At 39.7% G+C, this 15,825-nt stretch carries 14 protein-coding genes and 3 pseudogenes; 12 read left to right on the forward strand and 5 right to left on the reverse strand.

What is annotated here, in order from left to right; all coding sequences use genetic code 11:
- Nucleotides 1-25: 25 nt before the first annotated feature.
- Nucleotides 26-979 carry a nucleoside hydrolase gene (locus NSU13_RS03400; protein ID WP_342489853.1) on the reverse strand — a complete coding sequence of 318 codons (954 nt, stop codon included), beginning with the start codon at nt 977-979 and terminating at the stop codon, nt 26-28.
- A 181-nt stretch (nt 980-1,160) separates the two neighbouring features.
- Here NSU13_RS03400 and NSU13_RS03405 point away from each other — a divergent pair, with 181 nt between their 5' ends.
- The 4 genes and pseudogenes from NSU13_RS03405 to NSU13_RS03420 all read left to right on the forward strand — a co-directional run.
- The gene (locus tag NSU13_RS03405; protein ID WP_024424554.1) at nt 1,161-2,069 is read left to right on the forward strand and encodes a diacylglycerol kinase; all 909 of its coding nucleotides are present in this window, start codon (nt 1,161-1,163) and stop codon (nt 2,067-2,069) included.
- Nucleotides 2,070-2,130: 61 nt separating this feature from the next.
- A complete protein-coding gene (rlmD, locus tag NSU13_RS03410; protein ID WP_342489854.1) occupies nt 2,131-3,525 on the forward strand; it encodes a 23S rRNA (uracil(1939)-C(5))-methyltransferase RlmD in 1,395 nt (464 codons plus the stop codon).
- A 566-nt stretch (nt 3,526-4,091) separates the two neighbouring features.
- Nucleotides 4,092-4,217, forward strand: a pseudogene (locus tag NSU13_RS03415) (N-acetylmuramoyl-L-alanine amidase); the annotation flags it as partial.
- A pseudogene (locus NSU13_RS03420) lies at nt 4,208-4,303 on the forward strand (peptidase M15); the annotation flags it as partial. The pseudogenes NSU13_RS03415 and NSU13_RS03420, both read left to right, overlap by 10 nt.
- Nucleotides 4,304-4,498: 195 nt before the next feature.
- Here the strand turns inward: NSU13_RS03420 and NSU13_RS03425 are convergent.
- The gene (locus tag NSU13_RS03425; RefSeq protein WP_211043999.1) at nt 4,499-5,227 is read right to left on the reverse strand and encodes a hypothetical protein; all 729 of its coding nucleotides are present in this window, start codon (nt 5,225-5,227) and stop codon (nt 4,499-4,501) included.
- Between the two features lie 465 nt (nt 5,228-5,692).
- On the opposite strand from NSU13_RS03425, the gene NSU13_RS03430 reads away from it, so the two are divergent.
- The 3 genes and pseudogenes from NSU13_RS03430 to NSU13_RS03440 form a co-directional block, all read left to right on the forward strand.
- Nucleotides 5,693-6,820, forward strand: a complete 1,128-nt coding sequence (locus NSU13_RS03430; RefSeq protein WP_061110517.1) for a Rap family tetratricopeptide repeat protein — start codon at nt 5,693-5,695, stop codon at nt 6,818-6,820.
- A 406-nt stretch (nt 6,821-7,226) separates the two neighbouring features.
- Nucleotides 7,227-8,201, forward strand: a complete 975-nt coding sequence (locus NSU13_RS03435; RefSeq protein ID WP_111927656.1) for a tRNA-dihydrouridine synthase — start codon at nt 7,227-7,229, stop codon at nt 8,199-8,201.
- Nucleotides 8,202-8,307: 106 nt separating this feature from the next.
- Nucleotides 8,308-8,751, forward strand: a pseudogene (locus NSU13_RS03440) (SMI1/KNR4 family protein); the annotation flags it as partial.
- A gap of 143 nt (nt 8,752-8,894) precedes the next feature.
- On the opposite strand, the gene NSU13_RS03445 reads toward NSU13_RS03440, so the two are convergent.
- On the reverse strand, nt 8,895-9,659 hold the full coding sequence (locus tag NSU13_RS03445; protein WP_111927655.1) for a MurR/RpiR family transcriptional regulator: 765 nt from the start codon (nt 9,657-9,659) through the stop codon (nt 8,895-8,897).
- Between the two features lie 148 nt (nt 9,660-9,807).
- Between NSU13_RS03445 and NSU13_RS03450 the strand changes: the two genes are divergently transcribed.
- Together NSU13_RS03450 and NSU13_RS03455 are read left to right on the forward strand one after the other, a co-directional pair.
- A complete protein-coding gene (locus NSU13_RS03450) occupies nt 9,808-11,397 on the forward strand; it encodes an alpha-glucoside-specific PTS transporter subunit IIBC (protein ID WP_335370548.1) in 1,590 nt (529 codons plus the stop codon).
- 17 nt (nt 11,398-11,414) lie between these two features.
- The gene (locus NSU13_RS03455) at nt 11,415-12,740 is read left to right on the forward strand and encodes a 6-phospho-alpha-glucosidase (protein WP_111927653.1); all 1,326 of its coding nucleotides are present in this window, start codon (nt 11,415-11,417) and stop codon (nt 12,738-12,740) included.
- 113 nt (nt 12,741-12,853) lie between these two features.
- Here NSU13_RS03455 and NSU13_RS03460 read toward each other — a convergent pair whose 3' ends face one another.
- On the reverse strand, nt 12,854-13,225 hold the full coding sequence (locus NSU13_RS03460; RefSeq protein WP_046314086.1) for a hypothetical protein: 372 nt from the start codon (nt 13,223-13,225) through the stop codon (nt 12,854-12,856).
- Between the two features lie 184 nt (nt 13,226-13,409).
- Between NSU13_RS03460 and NSU13_RS03465 the strand changes: the two genes are divergently transcribed.
- The gene (locus NSU13_RS03465; RefSeq protein ID WP_034282786.1) at nt 13,410-13,847 is read left to right on the forward strand and encodes an Rrf2 family transcriptional regulator; all 438 of its coding nucleotides are present in this window, start codon (nt 13,410-13,412) and stop codon (nt 13,845-13,847) included.
- A 64-nt stretch (nt 13,848-13,911) separates the two neighbouring features.
- Nucleotides 13,912-14,823 (forward strand): NAD(P)/FAD-dependent oxidoreductase, encoded by a 912-nt coding sequence (locus NSU13_RS03470; RefSeq protein WP_342489855.1) that lies wholly within the window; start codon nt 13,912-13,914, stop codon nt 14,821-14,823.
- A gap of 10 nt (nt 14,824-14,833) precedes the next feature.
- Here NSU13_RS03470 and NSU13_RS03475 read toward each other — a convergent pair whose 3' ends face one another.
- Nucleotides 14,834-15,040, reverse strand: a complete 207-nt coding sequence (locus NSU13_RS03475; RefSeq protein ID WP_070326795.1) for a hypothetical protein — start codon at nt 15,038-15,040, stop codon at nt 14,834-14,836.
- 113 nt (nt 15,041-15,153) lie between these two features.
- On the opposite strand from NSU13_RS03475, the gene NSU13_RS03480 reads away from it, so the two are divergent.
- A complete protein-coding gene (locus tag NSU13_RS03480) occupies nt 15,154-15,801 on the forward strand; it encodes a DUF3885 domain-containing protein (RefSeq protein ID WP_070326794.1) in 648 nt (215 codons plus the stop codon).
- The last annotated feature ends 24 nt before the right edge of the window (nt 15,802-15,825 follow it).

The following is a 15,825-nucleotide window of genomic DNA, read 5'->3' on the forward strand; positions in this document are numbered from 1 at the left end:
GCCCCGCTCATTGGCGGGGCTTTTTTTATTTTGAAATCTGACAAACAGCTTTTCTCATAAGCTCTTCAAATGCGTGGAAAAAGGCATCACGATCGACATGGTCAATCACTTGAATTGATTTTCCATCTGGATGCTCTTCGGTGCGTCCTTGCTTTGGCGTCTCGGTATAAACGATCGCATTAACTTCTTTCGAACGGGTAAATGATGTAGATGCAAGAGTAATCGTTGTCAGCACATCCCATAAGTAATACGTCGAGTTCGTTTCATGATGAATGAGCGGCGGACAAAAGGCGTAGCACTGTCCGATAAAATCTATTCCAATATGAGAACGAAGAGAAGCCCAGCGCTGACGTACATCAAGTGTAAGCGGGACTTGATTTGTACTCTCAAGTGCGACCATTTCAATAGGAAACGGTTCTTGAAAGACAGTGCTCACAGCATAAGGGTCCCAAAATGCATTCCATTCTGCTGTCCCGTCATGCTCGGGTTCTTCAACATTGCCTTTTTCAAGGAACGTGCCGCCCATCCACACCAATTTCTCAATTTTATTAGAGATAGAAGGATCTTCTTCTAAAGCGCGTGCAAGATCTGTGAGCGGACCAGTAAAGAGCAGGGTGACAGGTTCTTTTGCCTTCTTAACCGTTTCAATCAGATGAAGGTGTGCTGGCAGCTTGGACACCTTTGTATCAACAGTGCCTTTTTCGTTTAAAATTGGCAGAGCATCTACATAAAAAGCATGCATGCGCCACTCCTTCGGAAATGGATTGACGCCTCTAGAAGTTGAAGCAGCGACTTCCATTTCATAAGGGCTGAATCGATCAATGATTTTTTGAGATGCACTGAGAGCAGGCTCTAAATAACAATCAGCAGGAATCACAGACATTCCGATGACTTTCAGATGTTCCATTTGAAGGAGAAGAAATAAAGAGACGAGGTCATCAACACCGCCGTCATGATTAAAATAGACAGGCTTTTTCATCGCATATCATCCTTTACAGCGTTTTCTTTTATCTTATCAGAATGCTTTCTTGCTGCGGGAAATGTGGTAGGAGATTTCACATATTAGGTGGTTGTTTTGTTGCCATTTTCAAATCTCATAGTATAATTAAAGGTTGTTAGTGGTGAAAATAGATTGCATAATGAATATAGGATGATGATGAATGAAACGTGCTCGAATTATATACAATCCGACATCTGGGCGTGAACTCTTCAAGAAGAATTTACCGCAGGTTTTGCAAAAATTTGAACAAGCTGGCTATGAAACTTCTTGTCATGCGACGACATGTGCAGGAGATGCCACGCAAGCAGCAGAAAAAGCCGCACAGAGAGATTTTGATTTAATTGTAGCAGCAGGTGGAGACGGCACGATCAATGAAGTCGTCAACGGACTAGCACCGCTTGAAAAAAGACCAAAACTAGGAATTATTCCAGTTGGAACAACAAATGACTTCGCAAGAGCACTTGGAATTCCACGAGAAGGTGTTTTGAAAGCGACAGATGCCATTATTGAGGGTGTAGCGAAGCCGCTTGATATCGGTAAAGTCAATGGCCATTATTTTATTAATATTGCTGGCGGCGGCCGGTTAACAGAGCTCACCTATGAGGTGCCTAGTAAACTGAAGACCATGCTTGGACAGCTTGCTTATTATTTAAAAGGCATGGAGATGCTTCCTTCTATCCGCCCGACAGAAGTCGAAATTGAATATGACGGCAAATTGTTTCATGGAGAAATCATGCTGTTTCTTGTTTCACTCACAAACTCAGTAGGCGGCTTTGAAAAACTAGCGCCAGATTCCATTTTAGATGATGGGATGTTTGACCTGATCATTCTAAAGAAGGTCAATCTAGCAGAAGCCATTCGAGTGGTCAGCCTTGCACTCAGAGGCGAGCATATTCATGATAACAATGTCATCTACGCAAAAGCGAATCGCGTGAAGGTAGATGTAAAAGATAAAATGCAATTAAATTTAGATGGTGAATACGGCGGCATGCTGCCAGGTGAATTTGAAAACCTGTATCGCCATATTGAATTTATTGTGCCAAAAGCAACAGCTGAAAAAATAGGGTGAAGACTGAACTTGGTTCCTTATGGCGGCCAAGTTTTTCTTTGCAAATGAGGTGATAAAATTGGTGAAAATGAAACCGCCTGTTGAAAAGAATGAATACTACAATGTAACCTTCGAAGACTTAACGCATGAAGGTGCAGGTGTAGCAAAAATTGAAGGATTCCCTGTCTTTGTACCGAATGCCCTTCCTGACGAACAAGGGCAAATCAAAGTTACACGAGTTAAAAAAGGATTTGCTTTTGGACGACTCATGGAGCTGACAAAGGAAAGTCAGCACAGGCAAGATGCGCCATGTCCCATTTACAAGCAGTGCGGCGGCTGTCAAATTCAGCATATGAGCTATGAAGGCCAGCTGCTTTTTAAACAGAAACAAGTAAAGGACGTTTTAGAGCGGATCGGCAAGCTTGATATGAGCCGTGTAAAAGTTCATCCTGTACTCGGCATGGATGACCCTTGGAATTACCGAAACAAAGCACAAGTTCCAATTGGCGAACGCGAAGGCGGACTTGTTGCAGGATTTTATCAGCAGCGTACCCATGAAATCATTGATATGGAAAAATGTTTGATTCAGCAGTCAGAAAACGACGAAGTGGTGCAGGCAGTAAAAGACATATGCAATGCGTTTGGCATCAAAGCATATAACGAAGAGCGGCACAAAGGCTGGCTGCGTCATGTGATGGTTCGCTACGGTATTGCAACAGGTGAAATGATGGTTGTGTTTGTGACTAAAACGGCTGATTTTCCGCAAAAGCAGCAGGTGATTGAGCAGATTATAGCACGCTTCCCACATGTTCGGTCAATTGTACAAAACGTGAATTCAAAGAAAACAAATGTCATTTTCGGAGACGAAACAACCGTTTTATGGGGAGAAGAATACATTTATGACACGATTGGCGACATCAAATTTGCCATTTCGGCCCGCTCATTTTATCAAGTGAACCCAGCTCAAACAAAGGTGCTTTACGACAAAGCGCTTGAATATGCAGAGCTGCAAGGCGAAGAAACCGTCATCGATGCCTACTGCGGAATCGGTACGATTTCCTTATTTCTCGCACAAAAAGCAGGCAGAGTTTATGGGGTTGAAATTGTTCCAGAAGCAATTGAAGATGCAAAACGAAACGCTGCCTTAAACGGAATCAATAATGTTGAATTCGCAGTCGGCGAAGCAGAAACCGTCATCCCAAACTGGTACAAAGAAGGCATCAAAGCAGACACCCTCGTCGTCGATCCGCCAAGAAAAGGCTGTGACGAAGCACTGCTTGACACCATTTTAAAGATGAAACCAAACCGAGTTGTTTATGTTTCCTGTAATCCTGGGACGCTAGCTCGTGATTTGCGTATTCTTGAAGATGGAGGGTATGTGACGGAGGAAGTGCAGCCTGTGGATATGTTTCCGCATACGAGTCATGTGGAGTGCTGTGCGTTGCTAGTTAGAAAAGATAAATCATTTACAAATTAAGAACCCTAAGCTTGTAGATTAAGTCTGCAAGCTTTTTTGTATAGAGGTGCTCGAACATAATCCAATGTTTAATTGGAATTCATCTTTATGTTCCAAAAAATGAAAACCGAAAATTTAGATAGAGGGATAATTGGTTATATATAAAAAAGTTAAAATAAAGATATTTTCGAATTATCTTTTGCGGAAATTCATTGTAGTTAGAATAAGAAGAAATATATGATCTGAACGTAACGCTTCTCTACTTTATGCCGCTACCTGTTCTAGTTCTTTTTGGATTGGTTAACGTGCATGGCGGGGCATTTAAAAGCAAATTAAAAGGGGGGGTTTATTAATCAAGTAATATAAAGCAACTTTAAATGCTGGGGCGTGTTTGTACTCACTATAGCTATTTTTTGATCATCTTTCAGTAGCTCAATATTCCCTGTCAAACTCAAATACTCCTTTGCATGGGAAAATTAAAGATCAGTTTGATAAAGTGTATAGACTGAATGCGCGTTGCACAGAAAACGCATTGAATCAACTAGATCAATCTAAAAGAATAACGGCTCATGGATTGAGGCACACTCACGGGCAATATGAACTGGATCGGCATTGAAATTAGTGCAAATAGTGACGGGGATTTTGAGAAGGCAGTCGAGAACGCTCAATGGTTAATTCGCCAATTAATGATGGATCACCGCATTCCATTGTCAAATGATTTTAATTGATGCATGGTCTTGCTGCTGAAGGCATCTATGGTTCAAAGACTAAAGCAGTATTAGAAAAAGCGTTGAAATAATGAAAAACCCCTCAATTAGAGGGGGCATGCTGTCGAAAAAATCGACAGTCTTTTTCTTTATCATTGGTCAACTTGACCTTTTTTTATATTTTTTTATTGCAAACATTGCAATCCCTATGAAAATTAAAGTTGGTATACCATAAGCAAATGCTTGGAACACAATATCTCCGACTGCCATTCGATACCCCCATAATCTTAGTAGTAAGTGTTACCCTGTGCTTTAGCTTTATCTTTACCTACGATGAGGGAAACACTTCGTGTTATACTGCCTATTCCTCCACCAATAACCAATGTAGCTGAAAGCCTAGCTTCTGCTTTTTTGAAATCAGTTTCTTTCTTTCTGATAATTCTCATCTTTGGATTACTGTAACTACCTGTTACTGTCCAAATGTTCCACTTTCCAGCACTAGAGATTGAATCAAACCCACCTTTGATAATTGAATAGCTGGCTTTAAAACTCAATGAAAATGTACCACTATTGTTGTAATAAACATTCCTGCCTGAGCAGTTAGTGTAACCTGACCCTCCTTGGCACTTTCCTCCATCAATGCCGATATATGCTAGGGTGGAAAAACCAGGTTCATCAACAGCCGATTGAGTATAGGAACCATCAGAAAAAATGTAAGTTATTTCATAACCAGTAGCTGTTTCTTTTTTAATAGTTTCAATAGCTTTTTCTTCCGGTAAAACAAAAGAATCCAGAGCTTCCCCACTAGCAAGTTTCTTTAATAGCTTATCCTGAGTCTCAAAAGATACTACTCCTTCAGTCTGCATGTTTTGTTTCACTTTATCTAGTTGCTTCTTAGTAAAACCACTCTGATCTTCAGGACTATTGTTTTGAGTTTCTTGAGCAGATACTTGTTGTGGTAAAGATAATCCAATTGTCGCAAAAACAATCACAAATAAAAGAACCAATTTTTTCATTTTTCTCTCTCCCTTAATAATTTTTTTCCAAGAGTTTATACCTACATCACAATCAAATCTATAATCAGAATGCAATAAGTCTATAAGCAACCCTCCCTATTACAAACATTAACATGTAAAATATTCAAAAACAAACATTTTTATCATAAAATAGTTAAAAATTTCTATGTCATTTGAAGTCAATTAATCATAAAGACCCTTCTGATAGTTTTTCGATTTGTAAAGAAGCTATAAATTTTCTTATTCAAGACATTCATACAATCATCACTCAATTTATGTTTGTCCGCATAACCGGGATTAAAAATTTGGACTTCAAATATTTTCATCTTTAGCAAATTCCTATTCATCACTCGTCTTCTTTTCGGGAGTCCTTTTTTATTATTGCGGTTTCTTTTCGGTGTGGTGTTATTCCAAAAATAATAATATGTGTCATTATAAGGGATATTAAGGAAGTAGATAGCGGGAGTGGGGAAAATTCTTTCTTCTCAAGTTGGTATCTTGATAAATGATTGGTATAGATTTATAAGAACATTCAACGTGCCGGATGCAGAGATTTTAAAAGAACAGGTTGAAAGAGAAATAGAGAACATGGAAGAGGATCAAGATTTACTACTTTATTATCAATTAATGGAGTTTAGGCATCGACTCATGCTTGAGAGCCTTGAGCCTATTGAAATGAATCAACAACGCCCCACTTTACCCAACTTACTCAAAGAAATAGAGAACAAACAACCTCATGTCAAAGGAACGCTTGACTACTATTCAAACTTCTTTAGAGGTATGCACGAATTCCATCACAAAAATTATGTTGCTGCTATAAATTTTTATAAGATTGCTGAAGAACATTTAAAGAATGTACCTGATGATATAGAAAGAGCGGAATTTCATTATAAACTAGCTGATGCATATTATCGCATTGATCAACATTTCGTATCGTTAAACCATTTGGAAAAAGCAAAAGAAATGTATTCAACAAGCGAGTTTTACAAAGCAAAAGTAGTCGGTTGTAATATCAAATTTGGAGCGAATATGTACGACTTATACCGCTTAGATGAGGCAGAATCTTATTATAGGGAAGCCTTGAGCTTGGCTCAAGAGCTTAATGAGGAAACAGCCCAACGGATTATTGGTGTAATACATCATAATTTAGGTTTAGTGAAAAAAAGAGCCGGAGAAATTGAAACCGCAGAAAATGAATTTCTAAATTCAATTCAAATAAAAGAACATGCCGAAACGATCTCGGGAATTAGAACACTTTATATGTTGTCCTGGGTATTCTACGAACAAGATAAAAAAGATAGAGGAAACCACTATTTCACCATTGGCTTAAATAGAGCTAATTTTGCAGACGATCAAGAATATATAGCTAAATTAAAAATCATTTATGCACTGTTTGAAGAATATAATGAATCGGAGGTAAATGAAAGCCTCAGTTATTTAGAAAGCAAAAGTTTGTGGCAAGATGAAGCGGAGTTATCAGAAAAACTCGCAGATTATCATTATCAAAAAGGGAATTTTGAATTGAATAGAGAATATCTAAAAAAGACCATTAAAGCACAACAACAAATACTAAAAATGGCGGAGGCGTTATGATGAAAAAGTTATTTATCAGTTTAACAATTTTTTCTGTGTTATTCGCTGCCGGTTGGTCACTTGATAAAATCATTACTTCTAACACTTATCATGTAACAGAAAAGGCAATTACAATTTAAAAAGCCCCTCCATAGGGCTTTTTTATTTGAATATCTTTTCATTAGTTTGCCGGATGCTGTACCTGCTGCCCGTCGCGTGACATGTTTACCCTGAAGTAGCTTTTTGAACGCCGTTTACGTCTCCTCAAATTTTTGATATTTTATAAAGTGCTGATAGTATTTTGTTCATTTTATCCTTGTTTTGCGTTGAATCCTTACTAAAGTATATAATGATAAAAATTGCTGAAAGACTTTATAGAAGGACATGCCCTATAAGGCGCTATGTCATGAGAGGAATTGGATGAAAGATGAGTAAAAATTTCTGGCGTGATTTGCCGCGGCCATTTTTTATATTAGCACCAATGGAAGAAGTGACAGATGTTGTGTTTCGTCATGTTGTGAGTGAGGCGGCGAGACCGGATGTGTTTTTTACAGAGTTTACGAACAGTGAGAGTTATTGCCACCCTGATGGTATTCAAAGTGTGAAGGGGCGTTTAACCTTTACAGAGGATGAGCAGCCGATTGTTGCTCATATTTGGGGAGACAAGCCTGAGAACTTTAGACAGATGAGCATTGGAATGGCGGAGTTAGGATTTCAGGGGCTTGATATTAATATGGGCTGTCCTGTCCCAAATGTTACGCAAAACGGGAAGGGCAGCGGCTTGATTCTTCGCCCAGACGTTGCGGCAGAGCTGATTCAAGCGGCAAAAGCTGGGGGATTACCTGTCAGCGTCAAAACAAGACTTGGTTTTACTGAAGTCGATGAATGGCGCGGGTGGCTTAGACACATTTTGGAGCAAGACATTGTGAATTTATCGATCCACCTTCGCACAAGAAAGGAAATGAGCCAGGTGGATGCGCATTGGGAGCTCATTCCTGAAATTAAAAAACTTCGTGATGAAGTAGCACCTGATACGCTTTTGACAATCAATGGTGATATTCCTGATCGTCAAACAGGCTTAAAGCTCGCTGAGCAGTATGGAGTAGACGGCGTGATGATTGGACGAGGGATTTTCCATAACCCATTTGCTTTTGAAAAAGAGCCGAAGGAACATACAAGTGATGAACTGCTCGGTCTTTTAAGATTACATCTTGATCTCCATGATCAATACTCATCACTAGGTTTGCGTCCATTCAAGGCACTGCACCGCTTCTTTAAGATTTATGTGAAAGGATTCAGGGGAGCGAGTTTCTTGAGAAATCAATTAATGAACACATCATCAACAGGTGAAGTGCGTGCAATGCTGGATGAATTTGAAGCGAGAAATCAAGAACAATCATGACCAACAAGAGGAGGGGGAACCCTTCTCTTTTTTTATAAATAGGACTATTAAACTAGTTATTATAAATGGTAAAATGAGATAGAAATAACAATTGGAGGTATTTTGTTTGAAACCATTTTGGGATAGAGAAAGCGAAGAAACATTTAAGAAAATCAATGAGAAAGGCATTGCAAAAGCGGAAAAGAAGCTAGGCGTCATCCTGCCGGATACATATAAGCAACTGATTCTCGAACAAAATGGCGGGTATACATTGCATAATGCTTTTCCAACAGATCAGCCGAATGGATGGGCAGAGGATCATGTGTCATTTGATCATTTAAGAGGAATTGCCAAAGATGAAGGTATTATGGATAGTGATTATTTAATAGAAGAATGGGAATTGCCTGAGGGACTTGTGCTCATTTGTGGGGATGGTCATACGTGGATTGCATTGGATTATAGAGAAACAAAGGAGCAGCCGCCGATTCACTACTTTGATCTAGAAGATGAGACGGATTTCAAATTAGCGGATTCGTTTGATGAACTGATTGCTGGGCATTATACTGCTGAATAACATGAAAAGGAAAAGGCAGCCGCGAGTAGATATATTTCATTAAAACCGTTGTTATACAGTATTTTTTGAGAGAGACAAAAGAGTCTCTCTTTTTTTGCGAAGCAATATGGATTCTCTCTCCAAAACTGTACCAGTTATGTTTAAGTCCTATTATTCAATTGGTTCACTTTCCACTCACTAAATTTCCTGACGATAATATCTGCCACAATGTAAAATGGCAGAAAGCTGGAGTTGTCCACTTTGTTATATAAGGGAAACGGGGTGCTGCTTACATAGATGTTAAACATGGCATTTTGTGCAAGGAGATTATTCCTTAAAGTGGTCATGCTGATAAATTTGATATGTCTTGTTTTCACCAATTGAATGATTTCATCTAAATTCTTCGATTCACCTGATAAGGAAATGATAAATAAAAGGTCATCCTCACCAAATTCAATGATTCCATCTGTTAAGTCCCGCTTGCTTCGTAATACTTGAGATTTCTTATGCAGTGACCATAGCTGCCGCTGTACATCATTGGCCAAATCGAGCTGTGCTGTTCCTGTCCCATAAATATAAATATACGGTGCACGATCAATCAGTACATTTAATTGATGAAAGTCCAGCTGCTCCATATATTTTCTTGTCTGCTGGATATCTTGATCGAGCAGCTTCATTAAATCTTGTGTTGTCTCTTCAGTGAAAGCATTTAATTTCACATAAGACTTTAAGTCACTGTAGCCGTCGAACCCTATTTTCTTAGCAAGCCGATGGATGGATGAGATGGAAGTATGAGCATAACGGGCAAGGTCTTGAATTTTCATTGTCTTCATTTCTTCAAGATGATCATGGATTGTTTTAATAATGTGCAAGTCATTCTTATTTAAGTCTTCGAAGTATTCATTTACCAGCTTGTCGAGTATCATGCGATGTGCCCTCCAACATGAAAATATTTTCTTCCTGTGAAAATATAATCTAATGTTACAACTTGATTTCTAAATACGTCAAACCTATTGGTTTTTGTAAGCGCTCCCTTTACAGTGGTGTTATGGATCAAGCAAAGGGGTTATGCTTATGAATGCAATCAAGCGGTTTGGCAGTGCTATGGTAGTTCCTGTACTTTTATTCGCGTTTTTTGGTATTGTTGTCGGCCTCGCGACTTTATGTAAGAATCCGGCGATTATGGGGGAAATGGCTGGAGAAGGTACGATGTGGTATAAGGTTTGGTCACTGATTGAAAGCGGAGGATGGACGATTTTCAATCATATGGAATTAGCCTTTGTGATTGGATTGCCCATCTCACTTGCAAAAAAAGCGCAAGCACGTGCGACGCTCGCAGCTTTGATGATTTATCTTGTATTTAACAATTATATTCATGCTATTTTGACACTTTGGCCGTCTACTTTTGGCGTTGATTTATCGCAAGGTGCCGAAAACGTAGCGGGAGTAAAAGAAATAGCGGGTATACCTACGCTGGATACAAGTATCATTGGTGCGGTGATGATATCTGGAATCGTCATTTGGATCCATAATCGTTTTTATGATCAAAAGCTGCCTGAAATGCTTGGAATTTTCCAGGGGCTTGTATTTGTTGTCATCATCGGATTCTTTGTGATGATTCCTATTGCTTTTATCGTTGCTTTTGTATGGCCCTATGTTCAGCAGGGGATTCAATCTCTTCAAGGGTTTATGGCACAGTCTGGTTATATTGGTGTCTGGCTGTTTCATTTCTTGGAAAGGGTGTTAATTCCAACAGGACTTCACCATTTTATTTATACACCTTTTGAGTTTGGTCCAGCGGCTGTAAATGGGGGGTTAAAACCATATTGGATTGCTCACTTAAATGAATTTGCGTCCTCCACTTCCGATTTGAAGGATCTTTATCCATACGGATTTTTATTGCATGGGAATATTAAGATGTTCGGCTGTTTAGGGATAGCTTTAGCCATGTATTTTTCTACACCGAAAGAAAACAGAAAAAAGGTTTTGGCATTGGTATTACCGGCCACATTAACAGCCATATTTGCCGGAATTACAGAACCGCTTGAATTTACATTCCTATTTCTCGCGCCTTATTTATTTGTGATACATGCACTTCTTGGTGCGACCATGGTGACAATTATGAATATGTTTGGTGTTGTTGGAATGATGGGTTCCGGGCTTATTGAAATAGCTGCATTGAACTGGATTCCGCTCTCTTCAAATCATGGAGGGACTTATCTGATCCAAGCGATGATTGGACTTCTCTTTACAGCAGTGTATTTTGTCATCTTTAGATGGATGATTGTGAAATTTGATATTCCATTACCAGGACGAAAACACGAGGAGGAGACGAGGCTATATACAAAACAAGATTATGAGAATGCTCATAAAAAAGGTCATGACCAAAAAGAAGGCCCCGTTTATGCGTCTGAGTATGAAGAGAAAGCCGTTTATTTCTTAGAAGGCCTTGGCGGTAAAGAAAACATTAAAGATGTGACAAACTGTGCCACGCGTCTGCGTATTACAGTGATTGACCCTAGCTTGGTGAAAGATAGGGACTACTTTACAAAAAATAAACGGGCACACGGCATGGCGAAAAGTGGTCAAAGCATTCAAATCATTGTTGGCTTAAGTGTACCGCAAGTAAGAGAGTCCTTTGAGACAAAACTTTCATTAGATTGAAAAAGGAGCTGGATATGATGAAAAAATTTAATATTACCATCGCTGGAGGCGGAAGTACATTTACACCGGGAATCATTTTGATGCTGTTAGACTATCTAGAGGAGTTCCCAATTCATACAATTAAACTCTATGATAATGATGAAGCTAGACAAAAGACGATTGCAGATGCATGTGAGATTATGTTAAAAGAACGAGCAGCAGAAGTACGATTACTGGCAAGCACGGACCCAGAAGAAGCCTTTACTCAAGTCGATTTTGTGATGGCACATATTCGTGTCGGCAAATATGCAATGCGTGAATTAGATGAGAAAATTCCATTGAAGCATGGAGTCGTCGGACAGGAAACATGCGGCCCAGGCGGAATAGCTTACGGAATGCGGTCCATTCCAGGTGTATTAGAACTTGTCGATTATATGGAAAAATACTCACCTGAAGCTTGGATGTTAAACTATTCGAACCCTGCAGCGATAGTAGCAGAGGCAACACGTAAGCTAAGGCCGAATGCCAAGATTTTAAACATATGTGATATGCCAATTGGTATCGAAGAATTAATTGCAAAAAATTTAGGCTTATCTTCGCGGAAAGAACTAGAAGTCGATTACTATGGTTTAAATCATTTTGGCTGGTGGACAGATATTCGAGATAAAGCTGGAAATAGCTTAATGCCTGAGGTAATTAAGCATGTAAGCCAGCATGGTTATGCAACAGATGGAACATCTGAGCTAGAACAGCAGAAGAGCTGGAACAGCACATTAAAAAAGGCCAAAGATATTCAAGCACTTGATCCAAAAACGGTACCGAATACGTATTTGAAATACTATCTATTTCCAGATGAAGAAGTGGCACATTCAAATATTGAGTTCACGCGTGCCAATGAAGTGATGGAGGGGCGGGAAGCTTTTGTTTTTAGTGAATGTCAGGCCATCATTGATAAAGGAACTGCAAAGGAAACAAAGCTGACCATTGATGAGCACGCTTCTTATATTGTTGATTTGGCACGAGCCATTGCTTTTAATAAAAAGGAACGGATGCTGATGATCGTAGAGAACAATGGCGCCATTAGGAACTTTGATCCAACAGCCATGGTCGAAATTCCTTGTATCGTTGGCAGCAGCGGTCCAGAAAAATTAGTAGTTGGAGAGATTCCTAGATTCCAAAAAAGTCTCATGGAGCAGCAAGTGGGCGTAGAAAAATTAGTAGTAGAAGCATTTGAAGAAGGGTCCTATCAAAAACTATGGCAGGCCATCACATTATCGAAAACGGTGCCAAGTGCTAAAGTAGCAAAAGATATTTTAGACGACTTAATTGTGGCAAATCAAGCATTTTGGCCAGAGTTAACATAACACGAGAATAAGCAATATGGGCGTGACAGCGCTCATATTGCTTATTTGTTTTTTCAACCGATGTTTTGTAATGGAGACAAAAAGCCCCCTTACCAAAAGGGGGCCGCCATTCCTTACTCTGCGCTCTCCTCAACCTCACGGCTATCCTCTGTTTCACCAATATAAATAGGGCCGTTTGCGTGGTCGATTCGGATTGGCCATTCGTATGGGATTTGAAGTCGTCTAGCAATGGCTCTCCAGAACTTTGTGGAATCCAATTCGAATTCTTGGAAGTCTTTTAATAAGTCTTTGTAAGACGAGCCATCAAATTGAATGAACATATCTTGAAGGCGCATGAACGCGACGTGTCTCACTTCAAGTGCTGCTGCGGCTTCCATTTCTTCTTCTGTTGCTTCTCCGATGATTGTACCTGCCGGCGGAAGCATGTCGTATACGTTAAATTCCTCTTCTTCTTCGTGTGCTGCATTGTGCTGCTGATCTGACATTTTTCTTCACTCCTTCTCGTTCTCAATCAAAACTTTATTTCGTGCTTACTTCTATTATCGGAAGGAAATGTGAAATGTGGAATGAAAAGTGGAGCAGATTCACAACTCTTGCTTTTTTCTCTTGAATCATCTATGATCAATTACAGATATAAAAGGTCTATAATAGATAGAAAGGAGTTTCCTCATGAAATATTCTAAAGCAACCAACTATGCGCTGCATACGATGGTGTTTTTAACTCTTGCGCCAAAGGGTAAAGCGATTGGCGTTGAGCCTCTTGCTAAGATGCAAGACCTTTCACCAACCTATCTATCCAAAATTTTAACAAAGCTTGTGAAGGCGGGACTGATTGAATCAACACCTGGTGCAAAGGGAGGATACACCCTTATCAAACGAAAGGAAGACATTTCGTTTTTAGATGTCATTCAGGCTGTAGAAGGGCAAACGAATTTATTTCGCTGCTCTTTAGAGCATGACTCCTTCATGCCTCATGATGGCTGTTTGATTGAACAAGTTATGCAGGATGTTGAAACGAAAATGCAGGAGACATTAAGTCAAAAACGGTTAATTGATATTGCGAACCAACTTGAGCAAACAGAAAAAAATCCATTTTTCAACGTGTGATTTTTTTGAACTGATTATAGATATTAAGAGTCTTTAAAGTCTTTGATAAAAGGGAGAGATTGATATGTTATTAGATTGTGCCATTATCGGAGGCGGGCCAGCCGGATTAAGTGCAGTACTTGTTGTAGGAAGAGGCAGAAAGCAGGTCGTTGTATTTGATGATGAGCTGCCAAGAAATCGAGTGACGCAGGAATCACATGGATTTATTACAAATGATGGAATGACACTGTTTGAAATCAGACAAGCGGGAGAGGCAGACCTTCAAAAATACCCTCATATCCAAATCAACCGATGTAGAATTGTTGATATACAAAAGCAAGAGGAAAACTTTACGTTACTAACACACGAGGGGGATGCATTCGAAGCGAAAAAAATCATTTTGGCAACTGGATTGCAGGATATACTGCCAGAGATCGAAGGAATTCATGATGTGTACGGAAAAACATTGTTTAGTTGTCCTTTCTGTGATGGATGGGAATTAAAGGAGAAAGCACTTGCCCTCATTGCAGAGAATCAGCGAGCCTTGCACATGGCTAAACTTCTTTCCAATTGGACAAAGGATTTGATCGTGTTTACGAATGGGCACATGTTAGCTGAAGAAGACAAGACGCTTCTGACGGCACATTCTATTCAAGTCATTGATGTGCCAATTGTGTCGATTGATCATGACAATGGGCAGCTGCGCTCTCTACAGCTTGCGAATGGGGAGATAGTGAATAGGGAAGGCGGTTTTGTCGCAAGTGAATTCAAGCAGTCAGCCCCATTTGCCGAAAAGCTTGGCTGTCAAATGACGAAGAATGCGGGTATTGAAACAGATATTCTTGGACGTACAACCGTCAGTGGTGTCTTTGCATGTGGTGATAATTTAGGCGGTCCTGCTCAGTTAGTTCTCGCAGCAGCAGCTGGAAGCCAGGCAGGAATGGGCGTCATTCATGAACTTGTGCAAGAAGAGTTTCAAGAAAAAACATCTCTATGAAAAGAGATGTTCAGCGGAGAGCGGTTTTTCGTTTTGCTAAGACGTGAGCTGTCCATTCAAAAAGTGCATAGATGACAAAGAAGATCAGGATCCAGCTGCTGACATCGACCCATACATTGGTGATCTGAATGATGTTCGCTTGATCAAGTCCAGCCTGTATCCACATGGTGATCAGTGCTGTAAGGAACACTTGTAAAAACCATTTTGATGTTTTCAATTGGCCACACCTCCATCTCTTTCTATCATATAAGAAATGACAGTTCATTTCCAATTGTTTTCCTATATGTTTCAACGGTAAAATGAAAAATAAAACGAGTGAAAGGAAAGCAAATGAGTGATCAAACAAATATGTTTCTAAAAAGTCATTTTCCTCATCTTATCCTCACGCCGCCGCTTTTTTATGAGTGGCCTATTGGGCTTCGGTTTGAATTGGCAGATTGGTCATTAGGAAAAGAATCGATTGTATTAGAAAAAGCGGGGGATCGTGCTTTAGAGATTGTGAAATATGCTTTTGATCCAGAAGACGAGATGCTGCTTGTAACGGATGTGTATACAGAACATGAACATGAATTAACGAAGCGTCAGCTCTTGGTTTATCAAAAATATGTCAATCGGAAAATGCGTTACCGATTGCGTCATGAGCTTTTGACCTATGTACGTCCAGAAATAGAAGATTCACTGACAATAGAGAGATTTACACTCAAATGCCAGCTGCAAGACATTCGATTGCGTCCGCTTCTCCATGCGATCTGCCAGGAAGACTTCTATGCACCGAATCAAATCTTGAAGGGGAAGCATGGTTATGAAATTTACCTAATGAATCTCTCGAAAAAAATGATTTTTCACTTATATGATGATCGAGGCTGTGATCTCATTGCGGCAGATCCAGAGCGTTTAAGACCAGTCTATGAAGGCTTACAGCACTGGCTATTAGACTATGATCGCCCTCAGATGGACCGCGTGTTTGCAGCGAAATAAGAAAAACCGCACTTTCGACAAGTG

The sequence above is a fragment of the Bacillus sp. FSL M8-0049 genome (genome assembly GCF_038593355.1).
Taxonomy (GTDB): domain Bacteria; phylum Bacillota; class Bacilli; order Bacillales; family Bacillaceae; genus Bacillus; species Bacillus safensis.

Excerpts from the sequence above, each read along its gene's own strand:
- NSU13_RS03400 (WP_342489853.1), bottom strand. The coding sequence starts at position 979 with ATGAAAAAGCCTGTCTATTTTAATCATGACGGCGGTGTTGATGACCTC.
- NSU13_RS03405 (WP_024424554.1), top strand. The coding sequence starts at position 1,161 with ATGAAACGTGCTCGAATTATATACAATCCGACATCTGGGCGTGAACTC.
- NSU13_RS03425 (WP_211043999.1), bottom strand. The coding sequence starts at position 5,227 with ATGAAAAAATTGGTTCTTTTATTTGTGATTGTTTTTGCGACAATTGGA.
- NSU13_RS03435 (WP_111927656.1), top strand. The coding sequence starts at position 7,227 with ATGAGTAAAAATTTCTGGCGTGATTTGCCGCGGCCATTTTTTATATTA.
- NSU13_RS03445 (WP_111927655.1), bottom strand. The coding sequence starts at position 9,659 with ATGATACTCGACAAGCTGGTAAATGAATACTTCGAAGACTTAAATAAG.
- NSU13_RS03450 (WP_335370548.1), top strand. The coding sequence starts at position 9,808 with ATGAATGCAATCAAGCGGTTTGGCAGTGCTATGGTAGTTCCTGTACTT.
- NSU13_RS03455 (WP_111927653.1), top strand. The coding sequence starts at position 11,415 with ATGAAAAAATTTAATATTACCATCGCTGGAGGCGGAAGTACATTTACA.
- NSU13_RS03460 (WP_046314086.1), bottom strand. The coding sequence starts at position 13,225 with ATGTCAGATCAGCAGCACAATGCAGCACACGAAGAAGAAGAGGAATTT.
- NSU13_RS03465 (WP_034282786.1), top strand. The coding sequence starts at position 13,410 with ATGAAATATTCTAAAGCAACCAACTATGCGCTGCATACGATGGTGTTT.
- NSU13_RS03470 (WP_342489855.1), top strand. The coding sequence starts at position 13,912 with ATGTTATTAGATTGTGCCATTATCGGAGGCGGGCCAGCCGGATTAAGT.
- NSU13_RS03480 (WP_070326794.1), top strand. The coding sequence starts at position 15,154 with ATGAGTGATCAAACAAATATGTTTCTAAAAAGTCATTTTCCTCATCTT.